This window comes from Burkholderia paludis (assembly GCF_000732615.1).
GTDB lineage: Bacteria > Pseudomonadota > Gammaproteobacteria > Burkholderiales > Burkholderiaceae > Burkholderia > Burkholderia paludis.
Genome location: NZ_JPGL01000008.1, coordinates 39,772 through 57,605 on the forward strand (window position 1 = coordinate 39,772; position 17,834 = coordinate 57,605).

Annotated in this window: 12 protein-coding genes; 10 read left to right on the top strand and 2 right to left on the bottom strand. The window is 70.0% G+C overall.

Translation table 11 applies throughout. The annotated features are described in order from the left end of the window. Window position 1: 1 nt before the first annotated feature. The 5 genes from metC (at window position 2) to GQ56_RS0105355 (ending at window position 6,721) form a co-directional block, all read left to right on the top strand. A complete protein-coding gene (metC, locus tag GQ56_RS0105335) occupies window positions 2–1,192 on the top strand; it encodes a cystathionine beta-lyase (protein WP_031397665.1) in 1,191 nt (396 codons plus the stop codon). Between the two features lie 60 nt (window positions 1,193–1,252). Next, window positions 1,253–2,569 (top strand): LLM class flavin-dependent oxidoreductase, encoded by a 1,317-nt coding sequence (locus GQ56_RS0105340; protein ID WP_031397666.1) that lies wholly within the window; start codon window positions 1,253–1,255, stop codon window positions 2,567–2,569. Window positions 2,570–2,635: 66 nt separating this feature from the next. Next, complete coding sequence (gene gshA / locus GQ56_RS0105345) at window positions 2,636–4,267, top strand: glutamate--cysteine ligase (protein ID WP_031397667.1); 1,632 nt, start codon at window positions 2,636–2,638, stop codon at window positions 4,265–4,267. Between the two features lie 40 nt (window positions 4,268–4,307). Beyond that, window positions 4,308–5,498, top strand: coding sequence for a benzoate/H(+) symporter BenE family transporter (locus GQ56_RS0105350; RefSeq protein ID WP_043301140.1), 1,191 nt, complete (start codon window positions 4,308–4,310; stop codon window positions 5,496–5,498). 62 nt (window positions 5,499–5,560) lie between these two features. Further along, window positions 5,561–6,721 carry a mandelate racemase/muconate lactonizing enzyme family protein gene (locus GQ56_RS0105355; RefSeq protein WP_031397669.1) on the top strand — a complete coding sequence of 387 codons (1,161 nt, stop codon included), beginning with the start codon at window positions 5,561–5,563 and terminating at the stop codon, window positions 6,719–6,721. 309 nt (window positions 6,722–7,030) lie between these two features. On the opposite strand, the gene GQ56_RS0105360 is transcribed toward GQ56_RS0105355, so the two are convergent. Further along, window positions 7,031–7,942, bottom strand: coding sequence for a LysR family transcriptional regulator (locus GQ56_RS0105360; RefSeq protein WP_031397670.1), 912 nt, complete (start codon window positions 7,940–7,942; stop codon window positions 7,031–7,033). Between the two features lie 587 nt (window positions 7,943–8,529). Between GQ56_RS0105360 and GQ56_RS0105365 the strand changes: the two genes are divergently transcribed. The 4 genes from GQ56_RS0105365 to GQ56_RS0105380 all read left to right on the top strand — a co-directional run bounded on the left by GQ56_RS0105365 (window position 8,530) and on the right by GQ56_RS0105380 (window position 14,453). Next, window positions 8,530–9,768 (top strand): MFS transporter, encoded by a 1,239-nt coding sequence (locus GQ56_RS0105365; RefSeq protein WP_034198812.1) that lies wholly within the window; start codon window positions 8,530–8,532, stop codon window positions 9,766–9,768. A gap of 285 nt (window positions 9,769–10,053) precedes the next feature. After that, on the top strand, window positions 10,054–10,689 hold the full coding sequence (locus tag GQ56_RS0105370) for a DUF4304 domain-containing protein (RefSeq protein ID WP_031397672.1): 636 nt from the start codon (window positions 10,054–10,056) through the stop codon (window positions 10,687–10,689). A gap of 169 nt (window positions 10,690–10,858) precedes the next feature. Next, on the top strand, window positions 10,859–12,664 hold the full coding sequence (locus GQ56_RS0105375) for an ABC transporter ATP-binding protein (RefSeq protein WP_063962844.1): 1,806 nt from the start codon (window positions 10,859–10,861) through the stop codon (window positions 12,662–12,664). Then, window positions 12,657–14,453 (top strand): ABC transporter ATP-binding protein, encoded by a 1,797-nt coding sequence (locus GQ56_RS0105380; RefSeq protein ID WP_052007177.1) that lies wholly within the window; start codon window positions 12,657–12,659, stop codon window positions 14,451–14,453. The genes GQ56_RS0105375 and GQ56_RS0105380 overlap by 8 nt, the downstream gene beginning before the upstream one ends. A 60-nt stretch (window positions 14,454–14,513) precedes the next feature. On the opposite strand, the gene GQ56_RS0105385 is transcribed toward GQ56_RS0105380, so the two are convergent. Further along, window positions 14,514–15,404 (bottom strand): AraC family transcriptional regulator, encoded by an 891-nt coding sequence (locus tag GQ56_RS0105385; RefSeq protein ID WP_031397675.1) that lies wholly within the window; start codon window positions 15,402–15,404, stop codon window positions 14,514–14,516. Between the two features lie 407 nt (window positions 15,405–15,811). On the opposite strand from GQ56_RS0105385, the gene GQ56_RS0105395 reads away from it, so the two are divergent. Further along, window positions 15,812–17,833, top strand: a complete 2,022-nt coding sequence (locus tag GQ56_RS0105395; protein WP_052007178.1) for a TonB-dependent receptor — start codon at window positions 15,812–15,814, stop codon at window positions 17,831–17,833. Window position 17,834: the final 1 nt, after the last annotated feature.

The following is a 17,834-nucleotide window of genomic DNA, read 5'->3' on the forward strand; positions in this document are numbered from 1 at the left end:
CATGCGGCCCGCCCCGAACCGTCCGGCGGCCGACGCGCAGGTCGACACCGTGCTCGTCACGGGCGGCCGCGCGCCGGCCGCGCATCACGGCTTCGTCAATCCGCCGGTGTATCGCGGCTCGACGGTGCTCGCGCCGAGCGTGGCCGACCTGCTCGGCTACACGCAGCCGTATGTATATGGCCGGCGCGGCACGCCGACCACGGCCGCGCTGCAGGACGCGGTGCGCGCGCTCGATCATGGCGCGGGCGTCGTGCTGTGCCCGTCCGGGCTCGCGGCGATCACGACCGCGCTGTCGTCGTGCCTGTCGGCGGGCGACCACCTGCTGATGACCGACGCGGTCTACAAGCCCGCGCGGCAGCTGTGCGACGGCGTGCTGCGGCGCGCGGGCATCGAGACGACCTACTTCGCGCCGTGCGCGTCGGTCGACGCGCTCGCCGCGCTGATCCGGCCGAACACGCGGGCGCTGTATCTCGAGGCGCCCGCGTCGCAGAGCATGGAGATGTGCGACGTGCCGGCGCTCGCCGCGCTCGCGCACGACCGCGGGCTGATGGTGCTGTTCGACAACACGTGGGCGACGCCGCTGTTCTTCGATGCGTTCGCGCACGGCGCGGATCTGGTGATCCAGGCCGGCACCAAGTACCTGGCCGGTCATGCCGACGTGATGATCGGCATGGTGTCGGCGTCCGCGCGCGCGTTGCCGGCGCTCGAGCAGTACCAGCGCGACACCGGGCAGTGCATCGGATCGGACGACGCGTTTCTCGCGCTGCGCGGCATCCGCACGCTCGGCGTGCGGATTCGCGAGCACCAGGCGAACGCGTTGCGCGTCGCGCGCTGGCTCGCCGCGCGCCCCGAGGTGCGGCGCGTGTGCTATCCGGCCCTCGAGGACGATCCCGGCCATGCGCTGTGGGCGCGCGACTTCAGCGGCGCCACGGGGCTGTTCTCCGTCGTGCTGCGCCCGGCGCCCGCGCCGGCCGTCGCCGCGCTGCTCGAGGGGCTCGAATATTTCGGGCTCGGCTATTCGTGGGGCGGCTACGAAAGCCTCGCGATGCCGTTCGACTGCAGCGCGTACCGCACGGCATCGCACTGGGACCCGGGCGGCCCGTGCGTGCGCTTTCACATCGGTCTTGAGAACGCCGACGACCTGATCGGCGATCTCGAGGCCGGCTTCGCCCGCTTCAACGACGCGCGCTGACGGGCCGGCCACGCGCGGTCCGCACGCTTTGCGCAGTCTTCCAATGACGAGGAACCCCGTATGACGAAGCAACTCTGCCTGGGTGGATTCATGCGACCCATCTGCCTGCACACGGCATGGTGGCGGCATCCGAACGCGCCGACGCTCGCGAATTTCAACTGGCCGGTGATCCGGTCGCTCGCGCAGAAGCTCGAGCACGCCTGCTTCGACGCGGTCTTCACCGCCGACCATCTCGCGGTGATGCCGATGCCGCCGAACGCGCTCAAGCGCAGCGGCACGATCACGTCGTACGACCCGCTCGTGATGCTGTCGGCGATCGCCGCGTGCACCGACCGCATCGGCCTGATCGCGACCGGCACGACGAGCTACGAGGATCCGTACCTGCTCGCGCGCCGTTTCGCGTCGCTCGATCACCTGAGCGGCGGGCGCGCGGGCTGGAACATCGTGACGACGGTCAACCCGGAGGCCGCGCTCAATTTCGGGCTCGAGACCGCGCTGCGTCACGCGGAACGCTACGAGCGCGCCGAGGAATTCTTCCAGGTCGTGACGGGGCTGTGGGACGGCTGGTCCGATCACGCGCTCGTGATGGACAAGGAGGCGGGGGTGTTCTCCGATCTCGACAGGATCCGGCCGCTCAACCACAAGGGCAAGTTCTTCTCGGTGAAGGGGCCGCTGAACATCGCGCGGCCGGTGCAGGGCTGGCCGGTGATCGCGCTCGCGGGCGCGTCGGAGGAGGCGCGCGACATGGCCGCGCGGTCGGCCGATCTCGTGTTCGGCAACGCGCGCAGCATCGAGACGGGCCGCGCGTTCTATCGCGACGTGAAGTCGCGCGCGGTCGCGGCCGGGCGCAATCCCGACCACGTGAAGATCCTGCCCGCCAACCAGGTGTACGTCGGCCGCACCCGTGCGGAGGCGCTGGCGAAGAAGCGCTACATGGACGATCTCGTGCACGTGGACAGCAACATCCCGAACCTGTCGATCCGGCTCGGCGTCGACTGTTCGAAGTTCGATCCCGACAAGCCGCTGCCGGAGCTGCCGCACACCGAGCAGGGGCAGGGCAACCAGCGCGAATGGGCGGCGCTCGCGCGCCGCGAGGGGCTGACGGTGCGGGAGCTGGCGAAGCGCGCGGCCGAATCCGGCACCGGCGAGATGGTCGGCACCGCGTCCGAGATTGCGGACCAGATGGAAGAGTGGCTGATGACGGAGGCCTGCGACGGTTTCATCATCGTGTTCTACACGGTGCCCGACGGCTACGACGACTTCGTGACGATGGTGGTGCCCGAGCTGCAGCGGCGCGGCCTGTTCCGCACGCGCTACGAAGGCGCGACGCTGCGCGAGCATATCGGCCTGCCGCGGCCGAAGAGCCCGCTCGACTGAGCGGCATCTCGCCTGACTTCGCACCGGGAGACCGCGATGACCCACGATTCACGCAGACATACATGGATGACGACGCCGTATCGCCGCCGGCTAGGCGTACTGAGCGATGCCGCGCACCTGCCGCTGCTCGGCCACGGGCTGTGCGGCGTCGAACGCGAGACGCTGCGCGTCGATGCCGCCGGCCGGCTCGCGCTGACGCAGCACCCGCGCGCGCTCGGCGCGGCGCTCACGCACCCGTCGATCACCACCGACTACGCGGAGCCGTTGCTCGAATTCGTGACGCCGCCGCAGCACGATGCGGCCGACGTGATCGAGCGGCTCGACGAGCTGCACCGCTTCGCGTGCCACGCGATCGGCGACGAGCTGCTGTGGAGCCAGTCGATGCCGTGCCCGCTCGACGACGACCGGCGCATTCCGATCGCGTGGTACGGCACGTCGAACATCGGCATCCTCAAGCACGTGTATCGGCGCGGGCTGGCGTTCCGCTACGGCAAGGCGATGCAGTGCATCGCCGGGATCCACTACAACCATTCGCTCGCCGACGCCGTGTGGCCGCTGCTGCGCGACGTGCGCGACGGATGCGAGCAGTCCGGCCGCGACGTTCGCGACGCGCGCTCGGCCGGCTATCTCGCGCTGATCCGCAACTTCCACCGCTATGGCTGGCTGCTGCCGTACCTGTTCGGCGCGTCGCCGGCGCTGTGCGCGGGTTTCGTCGCGGGCGGCCGGCACGGGCTCGACATGTTCGATGCGCAGACGCTGTACCTGCCGTATGCGACGAGCCTGCGCATGAGCGACCTCGGCTACCAGAATCGCGTGCAGGGCGCGTTCGCGCCGTGTCTCGACAACCTGCCCGCGTACCTCGAAGGGCTCGCGCGCGCGGTCGCGCAGCCGTGCCCCGAGTACCAGGCGATCGGCGCGAAGCGCGACGGCGAGTGGCTGCAGCTCAGTACCCACCTGCTGCAGATGGAGAACGAGTTCTACGCGTCGATCCGGCCGAAGCGCACGGTGCGCAGCGGCGAGCGGCCGCTCGATGCGCTGCGCAGCCGCGGCATCGAATACGTCGAGGTGCGCTGTCTCGACATCGATCCGTTCGCGCCGCACGGCGTCGCCGAGACGACGCTGCGCTTCGTCGATGCGTTCCTGCTGTTCTGCGCGCTCGACGACAGCCCGTGCCTGGCCGGCGCCGAGCAGGACGCGTGCCGGCGCAACTTCGCGGCGGTCGCGCGGGAAGGGCGGCGCCCGGGGCTCGAGCTGCAGCGCGGCGACGAGCGTGTCGCGCTGCGCACGTGGGCGCACGAACTGCTCGCGCGCATCAACGAGGCGGCCGGCGTGCTGGATCTGCAGCGTGGCGACACGCGTACGACCGCCGCGCTCGACGCGCAGTACGTGAAGCTCGACGACCCGCAAGCGACGCCGTCGGCGCGCGTGCTCGATGCGCTGCACACGCTGCGCGACGACCCGCGCGGCGCGTGCTTCGCGTTCGGGATGCGGCAGACGCTCGCGCATACCGAGGCGTTCCGCGCACGGCCGTTGCCGGCCGACGTGCTGGCGCGCTTCGACGCGACGGCCGCCGAATCGCTGGGTCGCCAGGCCGACCTGGAGCGCACGCAGATCGGCAACTTCGACGCGTTCCTCGCCGCGTATCACGCGGGAACGCTGAACCAGGAATGCGGCGAGCCGACGCACGACGCGCGCTGACGCGGCCGCCGCCGTATCGAATCCATCCCACGGAGGACAGATGAGCAGTATTGCTGAAATGAAAACCGAACACGGCTTCTCGGCGCGGGCGGCCGGCGCGGGCCTGCTGGCGTCGTTCGTCGGCTTCGCGTCGACGTTCACGCTGATCGTGAACGCGCTGACGAACGTCGGCGCGACGCGCGCGCAGGCCGCGTCCGGCCTGATGGCCGTCTCGATCGTGATGGGGCTGGCCGGCATCGTGCTCAGCTACCGGACCCGGATGCCCGTCAGCGTCGCATGGTCGACGCCCGGCGCCGCGCTGCTGCTCGGCCTGGGCGCGGTGAAGGGCGGCTATCCGGCCGCGGTCGGCGCGCTGGTGCTGACCGGCGTGCTGCTCACGCTGGCCGGGATGTGGAAGCCGCTCGGCCGGGCGATCTCGCGGATCCCGCTGCCGATCGCCAACGCGATGCTCGCGGGGATCATCCTGAACCTCTGCGTCGCACCGGTGCACGCGCTCGCGCAGTATCCGCTGTACGTCGCGCCGATCCTGCTCGTCTGGGTGGTGATGATGCGGGTCCGCAAGATCCTCGCGGTGCCGTGCGCGGCGATCGCGACGCTGGTCGCGATCGCGTTCATCGCGAAGACGGGCGGGATCGGCGCGGCCGGCATGCTGCCGCATCTCGCGCTTGTCGGGCCGGTGTTCTCGGCGTCGACGATGGTGAGCGTCGCGGTGCCGCTGTTCATCGTGACGATGGCGTCGCAGAACATCCCCGGCGTCGCGGTGCTCAACGTCAACGGCTACCGGCCCGAAGCATCGCGGCTGTTCACGGCGACCGGGGTATGCAGCCTGCTCGCGGCGCCGTTCGGCGGCCCGCCGATCGGGCTGGCCGCGATCACCGCCGCGCTGTGCGCGGGCGACGAGGCCGGCCCCGACGAGGCGCGGCGCTACTGGGCCGGCATCGTCTGCGGCGCCGCGTACGTCGTGTACGGGCTCGCGGCGAGCGCCGCGACGCTGTTCATCGCGGTCGCGCCGCCGATCATCATCGAGGCCGTCGCCGGCCTCGCGCTGATGAACGCGCTCGGCGGCGCGCTGCTCAACGCATTCACCGACAAGGACACGCGCGAAGCGGCGATCCTGACCTTCCTCGTGACGATGGCCGGCCATGCGTTCCTCGGCATCGGCGGCGCGTTCTGGGGCCTGCTGACCGGCATCGGGCTCACGTTCGTGCTGCGTCGCGCGGAAGGGCGGTGATGCCGCGCGACGGCGCGGCCGGACGTAGTCCCGTGGTCACCCTCAAAAATAACGGAGAAGACATGCAGCACACCATCGTGAAAATCACCGCGACGCCGGTGTTCGCGCGCGGCGACGCGGAGATCGCCGGCGTCCGGATGTCCGGCAGGCTGTCGGGCGTGATCGTCGAGATCGAGACGTCGCAGGGCGTGGTCGGGCACGGCTTCACGGCGATCACCGACGAGGCCGTCGTGGCCGCCGCGATCGATCACGTCGTCGCGCCGAACCTGGTCGGGATGAACATCGTCGAGCGCGAGCGCATTCTCGACAAGCTGTACTGGCTGCTGTGCCCGCGCGGGCAGACCGGCTATGCGGGGCACGCGATCTCCGCGATCGACATCGCGGTCTGGGATGCGATCGGCAAGATCGCCGGCATGCCGGTGTGGAAGATGCTCGGCGGCGCGCGCCCCGTGGTGCCGCTCTATACGACGTTCGGCTTCGCGTCGGTCGAGCGTGCGGAACTCGTGCACGCCGCCCGCGCGCTCGTCGCGGGCGGGCACCGGCGCATCAAGATGATCGTCGGCTATCACGCGCTCGCGCGCCGCAACGAAGGGCGGGCGCTCGAGCAGGTCGTCGCGGACGACGTGGCGCGCGTGCGCGCCGTGCGCGACGCGGTGGGCGACGCCGCCGAGATCTACATCGACGCGAACTGCGGGCTCGATCACTATCATGCGATGCGGCTCGCCGAGCGCGTGGCCGATTGCAACATCGGCTTCTTCGAGGAGCCGATCGCCGACAACGACCCCGTCAAGCTCGCCGACCTGCGAAAGCGCGGCGGCATTCCGGTCGCCACCGGGCAGAGCGAGGGGCAGTTGTTCCGGTTCCGGGAGTTCCTCGTCAACGACGCCGTCGACATCCTGCAGCCGAACGTATGCGTGTGCGGCGGCTTCACCGTGGCGGCGCGCGCGGCCGCGCTCGCGCAGGCGTTCGGCGTGCCGATCGACAACGGCGGCACGTTCCCGTTCCACAACATGCATCTGCACGGCGGGCTCGCGAACGGCGGCTCGGTCGAGTGGCACGTCGTCGCGGTCGAGATCTGCCGGAACCTGTTTACCGGCCTGCCGACCGAGCAGAACGGGACGCTGGCGTTGCCCGACGCGCCGGGCCTCGGCTTCGGCATCAATCGCGACGGCGTGCGCGAATTCTCGTCGGGCCCGGGTTCGCAGGGGCACGGGAAGGCCTGACAGGCGGGTCGGGCTCGCTGCTTCAGGCCTGCGGCGAGCCCGGCCGGGTGCTGCCTCGACCCCGGGATCGCGCCGGCCGGCCGCTTGCCTGACGGCGCGCGGCCTGCCGGTGTCGATCGCGACGGCGCGCCTTACGCGTTCCCGTTGCCGTTCGCGGCGAAAGGGAGCGCGATTTCGCTGCTGGAGAATGGCGGGTGCATGCGCGACGCTGCACGGCCGCCCGGCCGCGATTCCCGTGTCGCTCGTTCAGCGACTGACGGATGAGGAAATCGCCGCGGCAATACGGCACCCGCGCGCCGTGCATCCGGATTACGCGGGGGCGAGTGTCCGCACGATGTTGATGAAGCCGGCGAGCACGTGGCCGATATCGCCCTTGCGCCACACGAGGCCGGTTTCCACGAAGAACGGGCCGTGCACCAGCGGCCGATAGACGACGCCCGTGCGTCGCAGGTTGCGCAACGATTGCGGTACCAGCGCGACGCCCATGCCGGCCGAAACGAGGCTGACGATCGTCTGCATCTGGATGGCTTCCTGGCCGATGCGCGGGACCACGCCGGCCGCGCTGTAGCAGCCCATGATGGCGTCGTAGAACCCCGGCGCGAGACGGCGCGGAAAAATCACGAGCGGCAGCGCCGCTACGTCCTTCAGGTGAATCGGCACCTCTTCGGGCGCGTTCGACACGGCCGTCGGCATCGCGAGCACGAGCGGCTCGTTCAGGACCGGCAGGTACGACAGCTCGGCCACGTAGCGCGGCGGCACCGGCGGGATGATCAGGCCGGCGTCGATGTGGCCCGCGGCGAGTTCCTCGATCTGCACGTCGCTCGTCGCCTCGGTCAGTTGCAGCCGCACCAGCGGATAGCGCGTGCCGAACTCGCGCAGCAGCGAAGGCAGCAGCCCGTAATCGGCGATCGAGACGAACGCGAGCGACAGCCTGCCCGTCTCGCCGAGCGCGAGGCTCTGCGCGAGCGGGGGAAGCGCCTCGGCCGCGGCGAGCAGCTTGAGCACCTCCGGCAGCAGCGCCTCGCCGACCGCGGTCAGCGCGACCGTGCGCTTCGTGCGCGCAAACAACTCGACGCCGAGCTCGCGCTCCAGCGAGCGGATGGCCTGCGACAGCGGCGGCTGGGTCATGGAGAGGCGCGCGGCCGCACGGCCGAAATGCCGTTCCTCGGCAACGGCCACGAAGTAATACCACTGGCGTAGATCGGGGGGGAAATTGGGCATTCGTTCGATCTGATGGACGGCTGGCTGGTGACGAATCATATATTGGCCGAGCGGCTTGTGGCGTATCCGGGCATGACGACACGTCACTTAAAAAGATCGTAAATGAAGGATTCGCGGCCAATTCGCGCGATATGTCCGCTTTCGGGGAATTCGGCCGTCTTTCTTCCGCGGGCACTTGACGAATCGACTCCGGCGACCCGCTCGCACGACGGCGAGGACAGTGTTAGGCTGGCGACCTGTCAAGACAGGCCGGAACGATCGAGACACGATCGCGGCATGGTCGGCGTAGCGCGCGCATGGCGTCCGTTGCCCGCCGTCGGTGCCCGCCGGTTTTCCACATAGTCGACACTCCGGCACCGGGTCGCCACGTGCGAACGTGGTCGGGGTGCCTTCAGTCAATCAATCGCCGGAGACGGCCCGCCCTTCGCATGCCATCCCGCATGGAGGGGGCCTTCGGGACGGTACCGCGCAGTCGGCACGCGCCGCATTCCCGCTCGAGCAGCCGCCGCCCTCCGCGTGCCTGCCCGTATCCGGTTCGCGGCATCGACAGGCGCAACGTCCGGCTGGATTCGTTTGGAGAACACGTCATGGCGTCTGCCGCCGAACTGAAACACAATGCCGCGCTTTACTGTCTGGCGCTCGGCGCATTTGCGATTGGCACCGAAGGTTTCATGCTGGCCGGGCTGTTGCCGATCATCGCGAACGACCTGTCGGTCAGCCTCGCGGCCGCGGGCCAGCTCGTCACCGTATTCTCGCTCGCGTATGCGATCAGCTCGCCGATCCTGACGACGCTGAGCGCCGGCGTGAACCGGCGTCGCTTCCTCATCATCGCGCTGCTGTGCTTCACCGCCGCCAACTTCGCCGCGTGCGCGTCGCCCGGCTATCTGTCCTTGCTGGCCACGCGCGTGTTGCTGGCCGTGTCGGCCGGGCTGTACATGCCGAGCGCGAATGCGCTGGCGAGCTCGCTGGTCGCGCCGGAGCGCAGGGGCCGCGCGCTCGCGACGGTGCACGGCGGGATCACGATCGCGGTGGCGCTCGGGGTGCCGCTCGGCGCATGGATCGGCGAGCGCTTCGGCTGGCGGGCGACGTTCGCCGGCATCGGCGTGCTGTCCGCGATCGTGACGCTCGGCGTGGTGCTCGGGTTGCCGCGCACGATCGGGGCGAACACGGCGGTGCCGAGCCTGGCGCAACGCGTCGCGGTGGCGCGCCAGCCGGCCGTTCTGGTCACGCTGCTGATCACGGCGTTGTGGGCCGCGGGCATCTGGATCATCTATCCGTACCTCGCGCCGTTCCTGACGGGCCAACCCGGCTTCGGCGTCGCGCAGGTCGGCGCCGTGCTGCTGCTGTACGGCGTGTTCGCCGGGATCGGCGTGTTCATCAGCGGCCGCGCGATCGACCGGTTCGGCAGCCGGAAGGTGCTGATCGTCTGCCTGGTCGCGATGATGCTGTCGTACGAGAGCCTGTCGTTCAGCGCGCAGCACCTCGAGCCGGTGTATGCGCGTATCGCGATACTCGTCGCGATCGCGGTCTGGGGCGCCGCCGGCTGGGCGTTCAATCCCGCGCAGCAGGCCAAGCTGATCGCGATCGGCGGAATGGATGTCGCGCCCGTGTCGCTGTCTCTCAATTCGTCGTTCACGTATCTCGGTTTCGCGTTCGGCGCGGCCATCGGATCGTTCATCGTCGCGTACCGCTCCGTCTCCGACATCGGCATGATCGGCGGACTGTGCGAACTGGCCGCGCTGGTCGTCGCGCTGGCGACCGATCGCTACATGAAGCGCGTCGCCCGGCAGCGCGCCATGCAGCCGCACGAGAAGGAAACGGCGTAGCGAACGAGCGCGAGCCGGCGGATCGTCCGGTTCGAATGCAACGGCATTCGGCATGGCGTGTCCGGGCCCGCTGCGAGCAACGCATGCCGGGTGCCACGAGCCGATGTGCAAACACGCCCGGCGCATGAATCCACGCCCGCGAAGGGACCTCCGAATGCGATCCGGGCAGGTTTCGTCCTGAGCGTGAAAGGCGACCGCGCGATCGTTCGTTCGTCGGCAATGGCTGCGCGGTCATCGTCGAATGCCGGACAGGTATCTTCCAGCAACGTCCCGGGGGAAACACCGATGAATGAAGACAACCTACTGAAACTGGACACGGTCATCCGCGAGTCTCTCGCGCCATCGCTTCGCGCGGACGGATTCGCCGGCTCCGGCCGCACTTTCCGGCGCGTGCGCAACGCGTGGGTGCAGGTCGTCAACATACAGGGGGCGCGCGAGGGCGGGCGTTTTGCCATCAATCTCGGGCTGCAGCCGTTGGCGATTCCCGATGCCCTGGGCAATGCGCCGGAACCGAAGCGATTGACGGAGTCGCTGTGCGAGTTCCGGCGGCGGTTGGCCGAGCGCGGCGCGGATCAATGGTGGAGCCATGCGCCTGCCGCCGAGAGCCTGCGCGCCGCAGTGTCGGCGGCCGCACGGGTCTACGTGGAGACCGGCCGGCCGCTGCTCGACCGGCTGGCGACGCCGGATATGCCGATGAACACGGTCACGCCGGACGATTTCGCGCACGGACGATACGATTTTTCAGGGTTCGCGGCGACCATGGCCCGGATGGCGCTGGCGCTGGCGCGATTGCGGCAGGCTCAAGGGCAGGTTGCGGCGTCCGTCGCGTTTGCGCGGCTCGGCTTGACGCATTGCGGCGACGGCGCAACCGGGCTGCGCAGCGACCTCGAGGCACTGATCCCCCCGATCCCGGGGCAATGACCGGCTCGTCGCGCCGGCGGGCAGGGAAATCGTCCGCATCGGGGCAGCGTCGTTACCGATTCGGGTAGCGGGCAGCGGGTGTTGCGGAGAACCTTCGGAACGCGGAAGGCGAGGCAGTCGCGATGGCGCGGCGTCGACGGCAGTCCGCGAGATCCGGTGGAGGGATCCGATGACACGTGAACGTGACGACGGCCCGTGGCCGACGCTGCTGGGCTTGCTGCGCGGGCATCGGGCGAGCCTGGTCGCGGCGATGGCGCTGGCCGTCTGCGCGGCGGGGCTGGACCTCGTGCCTTGTGCATTGCTCTGCGAATCGGCGGTTCGGCTGTTCGACGGCGAACGCGGCGCATGGCTGCCGCTGCTGGGCGGCTTCGCGCTCGCGCTGCTCGGCAAGTACCTGCTCCATTCATTCGCCTACTACCTGAGCCACCGCGCCGCCTATCGCGTCCTGATGGATACGCGGCAGCGTCTGGCGCGCCAGCTCGCGATCGCGCCGCTCGTCTGGCTGCAGCGTCACGAATCGGGCGCGCTGGGCAAGCTCCTGATGCAGGATGTCGGGCGCATCGAGCAGTTCATCGCACACCATCTCGTCGAGGTGACGGCCGCGACCGTCGCGCCGGCGCTCGTGTTCGTCGTGCTGCTCGCGATCGACTGGCGGCTCGCGGCGGCGGCGGTCGCGACGCTGCCGCTTGCGATCCTGTTCCAGGCGATCGCGATGCGCGGGTTCGGGCCGTTGATGGCCGACTACCAGCGCGCGGTCGCCGATCTCAACGGCGCGTCTGTCGAATACCTGCGCGGCATGCGCGTGATGAAAACCTACCGCCAGGATGCGCATTCGTTCGCACGGATGCGCGAGGGGCTCGGGCGCTATCACGATCTCGTGCGGCGCGTGACGCGGCGCACCGTGCCGGGCTGGTCGGTGTTCATGGTGCTGCTGAACGCGAACCTCGTCCTGCTGCTGCCGCTCGGGCTCTGGCTGGCCGCGCGCGGCGAGATCGGCATCGCGGGCCTGTTGCTCGCCCTCGTGCTCGGCAGCGGCATGCTCAGGCCGTTGTTCAAGCTGATGCGCGTGCAGCACGAGATGCGCGAGATCCTGGCCTGCGTCGCGCGCATGCAGCCGCTGCTCGCGCTGCGCGAGCCCGTCGCGCGCGCGCCTGTCGCGGTGCCCGGCCATGCGGTCACGTTCGAGCGGGTGCGATTCGGCTACGGCGCCGCGCCGGTGCTGCACGATCTCTCGTTCGACGCGCCGGCCGGGCGCATGACGGCGCTCGTCGGGCCGTCGGGCGCGGGCAAGTCGACGGTTGCGAGCCTGCTTGGCGGGCTCGTCGAACCGGAGGGCGGCGCGATCCGGATCGGCGGCGTGCCGCTTTCGTCGCTCGGCGATGCGCAGCGCGCGGCCGCGATCGCGGTGGTTTCGCAGGACACGTTCCTGTTTCGCGGCAGCCTGCTCGACAACCTGCGGCTCGGCCGCCCCGACGCAAGCGACGCCGATGCGCGTCGCGCGCTGCGCATCGCCCAGCTCGACGCGCTGGTGGATGCGCTGCCCGACGGCTGGCATACCGATCTCGGCGAGGCCGGCGCGCGGCTGTCGGGCGGCGAGCGCCAGCGGCTTGCCGTCGCGCGGGCGTTGCTGGCCGACACGCCGGTGCTCGTGCTCGACGAGAGCACGGCGTTCGCCGACAGCCGCACCGAGCGACGCTTCCTCGACGCACTGCGCGACGGCTGCCCGGACAAGACGCTGATCGTGATCGCCCATCGTCTCTACACGATCCGCGACGCGGCGCACATCGTCGTGCTCGACGCCGGCCGCGTTGCGGGCGCCGGCGAGCACGGCATGCTGTTGCGCGACTGCGCGTGCTACAGGCGCATGTGGGATGCGCAATCGCACGACGACGCGTGGACGCTCGGCACGCGTGCGGCACCGAACGCGGCACCGGCGCGCGTGCATGCGACCCTGCCGGAGCGCGCGCATGGCTGACTTCATCGACGCAAGCCGCCGCATGATCCGCGCGAGCGGCCACTCGCCGGCGCTGATCGCGACGAGCTTCGCGCTGCGTATCGTCGAGCGCGGGTTCGCGATCGCGCCGTTCTTCCTTGGCTGGTACTGGCTCGCGCAGATGCCGCCGTTCGGTCCCGGCCTCGGCGCGGGTGCGCGCGTCTGGGCCGTGCCGCTCGGCTGGCTCGCGTTGCTGCTGGCCGGGCAGATGCTGTTCTCGTGGCTCGGCCAGATGTCGGGATTCCTCGGCAGCTATGCGCTGACGATCGCCTATCGCGGCCGGCTCGTCGATCACCTGCGCCGCCTTCCGCTCGGCGTATTCGGGCAGCAGCGCATCGGCCGGCTCGCGGCGGTCGTCACCGACGACGTCAAGCGCATGGAGGACGTCTTCACCCATCTGGCGGCCGAGCTGATCGCGTCGGCGTCGGTGCCGCTGCTGTTCGCGATCGGGCTCGCGCTCGTCGACTGGCGGCTGACCGTCGCGTTGCTCGCGACGCTGCCGGTTGCGATCGCCGCGCTGAACGCGGCGAACCGCTTCTTTCTGGCGCACGGCGCGCGCAAGCAGGGGCTCGGGCTGGAAACGAGCGGGCTGATCGTCGAGTACGTCGGCGGGCTGCGCACGCTGCGGTTGTTCAATCGCACCGCCGACTGGATGGCGCGCCTCGACGATCGTTTCGCGCGGCTGCGCGCGGCGAGTCTCGGCGCGGAAGCGTGGGGCGGCGGTTCCGTGCAGGTGTACCGGCTGCTGCTCGAATGCGGCGTGCTGGCGATGCTGGCCGTGGCGACCGCGCTGATCGACCGTGCCATGCTGACACCGTCCGTCTGGCTGCTGTTCGTGCTGACGGCATGGAAGGTCGTCGAGCCGCTGCTGGACGCGGCCGCTTGCCTGGTCGAACTGCGCGCGCTCGTGCAGAGCGAAGGCCGGCTGCATGCGCTGCACGCGACCCCGGCGCTGGAAGAGGGCGCGCGCACCGAGGCGCCGCCGCATCATGCGATCGCGTATCGCGACGTCTGTTTCGGCTATGGCGCGACGCGCGTATTGCACGACCTGTCGTTCGAGGTGGCCGAACACAGCGTGACGGCGATCGTCGGCCCGTCGGGCGCCGGCAAGAGCACGACGCTGGATTTGCTCGCGCGGTTTCACGATCCGCAGTCGGGCAGCATCATGCTCGGCGGCATCGACCTGCGCGAATGGCGCAGCGACGCGCTTTATCGCGAGCTTGGCTTCGTGTTCCAGGAGGTGCAGCTGTTCCAGGCCAGCGTGCTCGACAACGTGCGGATCGGCCGCCCCGGCGCGAGCGATGCCGAGGTGATCGCCGCTTGCCGCGCGGCTTCGTGCGATGCGTTCGTCGCGCGCCTGCCCGACGGCTACGAGACGCGGATCGGCGAGAACGGCCAGCAACTGTCGGGCGGCGAACGCCAGCGGCTGTCGATCGCACGGGCGCTGCTGAAGGATGCGCCGGTGCTGTTGCTCGACGAAGCGACCGCTTCCGTCGATCCGCAGTCGCAGCACGAGATCCAGCAGGCGTTGTCGCGGCTCGTCGCGGGCCGCACGGTGATCGTGATCGCGCACCGGCTGCAGACGATCCGTCATGCCGACCAGATCGTCGTGCTCGACGCGGGCCGGATAGGCGAACGCGGCACGCATGCGTCGCTGCTCGAACAGGACGGGCTTTATGCCCGGCTCTGGCGGGAACAGCAGGCGGCGGGAGCCGGGCCGTCCGATGCGGACGCGCCGACGCTGGAGGCGGCGCGGCCGGCACGGGACTGAGGAAGGAAGTGTGCCGCGCGAGGCCTGCACCGCATGCGACGCGGCGCGGACGCGGGTGGGTCAGCCCAGCACGTGCCGACGCGATTCGCGCGGCAGCATGCCGAACTGCTTGCGGAACGCGGTGCTGAAGTGGCTCAGGTTGCTGTAGCCGAGCATCGAGGCGGTTTCGGTAACGCTGTGGCGCTGCAGCAGATGCAGCGCCCGTTCCATGCGCTCGCGCTGGAACAGCGCATAGACGCTGGTGCCGAACATCGCCTTGAAGCCGCGCTTGATCTTGAGCTGGTTCAGGCCGGTCTCGCGCGCGAGCTGTTCGATGGTCGGCGGATTGCTGAGATCGCTGAGCAGCCGGTCGCGAGCGGCGACGAGCTGCCGCCGCTCGCGCGGCGCGATGGCCTCGCGCGTTTCGGGCTGCATCGTCTGCAGGTGCCACGCGAGGAACTCGAGCGCGGCCGCGTGCACCAGCAGCGGCGACGCGTGCGCTTCCGACAGCAGGCGCCCGAGCCGGGTTGCCGCCTCGCGGATCCGCAGCGTGTTGCGATTGCGCCGCAGCGCGAACTGCCGCGCGGAGACGATGTCGAGCTGTGCGGCATCCTCGCCGGCCAGTTGCGTGAGCAACGGGCGCGCGATGCGCAATTCGATGTTGCTGCAGTCGGCCGTGCATTCGAGCCGGAACCGCTTGCCGGGCGAATAGGCGGCCAGCGCGACGTCCGGATCGAGGTCGAGCTGGCGGTCGTCATACGCCACGCGGGTCTTGCCGCCGAGCAGGCTGCTGAAGTGGATCTGCGCGCCGTCTTCCTCGGTCAGCGCGTCGAGCGATTGCGCCGTGTCGAACGCGACCCATGACACGGCCAGCCCCGGCTGGAGGTCGACCGTCCTCACGTGAATGCCTGCCGGCGCTGCAGCGCGGGCGGCCCCGGCGTTGAAGAAATCCCCCGATTTCAGCGTATGCATCTTGATGCTCCCCGTCTGCGTGGACTGTCGTTTGCCGCGAACGCGCCCGTGCGCCAGGGCGTTCGACTCGCGGGACGACAGCAGCGGATGATCATAATAAGAATCATTCTTATTGACAAGACGGGTCGGCGCACGCCCGATTCGCTCGGGAAGGGCATCGTTCACGATCTGCAGCGCTGCGCCAAATAGTTCAATTTCGGGGAATGGCGACCGGATCGGGGTAGTGCGGAAAATGAGAATAATTACTATTTACGTCTTTCTCCTTCCGCCATCGTGCCATGCCAGACGTCCTGTTTTCCCGCGCTTTCCGTGCCCGCCGTCGCCGCGCTTCCGTGCGCGTTGCGTGGCGCGGGCTGCCGCTTTGCCTCGCCTGCACCGGGTTCGTGTGTGCCGCGGCCACGCCATCCGTGCGTGCGCAGGCCGCGCCCGCCGGCGGCGCGAGCGATGCGGCGGCGACGCTGCCCGTCGTGACCGTGCGCGGCAGCCGCGGCGGGCCCGCCGGCGAGCAGGCGGGCTTCACGTTGCCGGCAAGCGTTTCCACGCTGGACGGCGATGCGCTCGAGGCCGGCCATCTCGATACGCTCGGGCAGATCGCCGAGCGCTTGCCGAACGTCTACATGACGAGCTATACGCAGACCACGCCGATCATGACGATTCGCGGGCTCGGCGTCGACGCCGACGAATCGGACAGCACGGCGATCCCGGTGCTCGTCGACGGCGTGCCGTTGTTCGGGCTCGCGGTGGGGCAACTGTTCGACGTCGAGCAGGTGCAGGTACTGCGCGGGCCGCAGTCGCTGTACGCGCAGAACGCGTTCGGCGGCCTCGTGAACCTGCGGTCGCGCGACCCCGGCCCTGCGCCCGCCGCCAGCGTCACGCTCGACTATTCGTCGTACGGACGCGCGCGCACGACCGTCGGCGGCGACATCCCGCTGACCGACCGGACCGCGCTGCGCATCGCGGCCGGCGCCGAGCACGGCAACGGCTATACGGAGAACACGACGCTGAACCGCGACAACACCGCCGGCTGGAACAGCACCTTCGCGCACCTGAAGCTGCTGCATCGCGACGAGGCCGACGGGGTCTGGCGCTTCGGCCTTTACACGAGCAAGTCGCGCGGCGGCAACGACTACTTCACGTCGCCCGACCTCGCGAGCCGACATCAGTCGAACGCGACCGACACGGGGACGAACGACGTCGAATACACGCTGCTGTCCGCCAGCTACGACCGCACGTTCGGCAACGGCACCCGGCTGGCCGTCACGCTCGGCGCGAGCCGCATGCAGTGGGACTACTGGCTGCCGGTGTCGCTGTTCGGCGCGCGCAACGGCTACGACATGGTCACGCGCCAGCTCGGCGGCGACGCCAGGCTGAGCGGCAAGCAAGGCCGCTTCGACTGGACGGTCGGCGTGGCCGAACAATTCACGCGACGCGACGCGCCCTATCTGTTCGACATGGGCGCGGCCTATCTGAGCAGCACCGCGGCGACGCTGCGCGGCAACAGCGTGGCGACCTACGGCGAGGCGGGCTGGCGAATCGCGCCCGCGTGGCGGATCGCGGCGGGGCTGCGGGTTCAGTACGACCGGCAGACGCTCGACTGGCGCAGTACGCAGGGCGGCCTGTTCGACAGCGACGGCGACGGGGTGCCGGACATGCCGTTCGGCAGCGTATCGACCGTCGACGGCGCAAGCGTCAACCACGTCGCCGCGCTGCCGCGCCTGACGCTCGAGTTCGAGCCGAACGCGCAGCACTACGGCTGGCTCACGCTGGCGCGCGGCTATCTGGCGCCGGGCTTCAACACCTATGCGACCTCGGCTGCCAACGCGAGCCAGCCGTACGCCGCCGCCACCTCCGACTACATCGAGCTCGGCTACCGGCTGCGCGGCGCGGACGACGCGTGGGAACTCGGCGCGACGCTGTTCGATGCATTCATGCACGACCAGCAGGTCACCTCGAGCCTGAGCGGCCAGACCGTCACGTCGAATGCGCGGCGCTCGCATACGCGCGGCGCCGAACTGTCGGGTCGCTGGCGGCCCGTGCGGCAGGTCGAGCTCAGCGCGTTCGTCGGCCTCGTCGACGCGAAATACGACGACTACACCGCGGGCGGCGTCGACTACTCGGGCCGGCAGTTCGCCAGCACGCCGCGCCAGAGCGTCGGCCTCGGCGCGACCTGGCGGCCGGACGGGCACTGGGATCTCGGCGTCAACGCGGTACGGCAGGGCGCGACGAATCTCGCGCCGACCAGCACGCTCGGCAACGCCCCCTATGTGCTCGTCGATGCGCATGCGACCTATCGCGTGCGGCGCTACAACATCGGGGTGTACGGCCAGAACCTCGCGAACGCGCATTACGTCACGCGGGCGCTGGCGAACGGCATCGTCGTCGCGGGCAACCCGCGCGTCGTCGGCGTGCGGGTCGGGATGGATTTCTGAC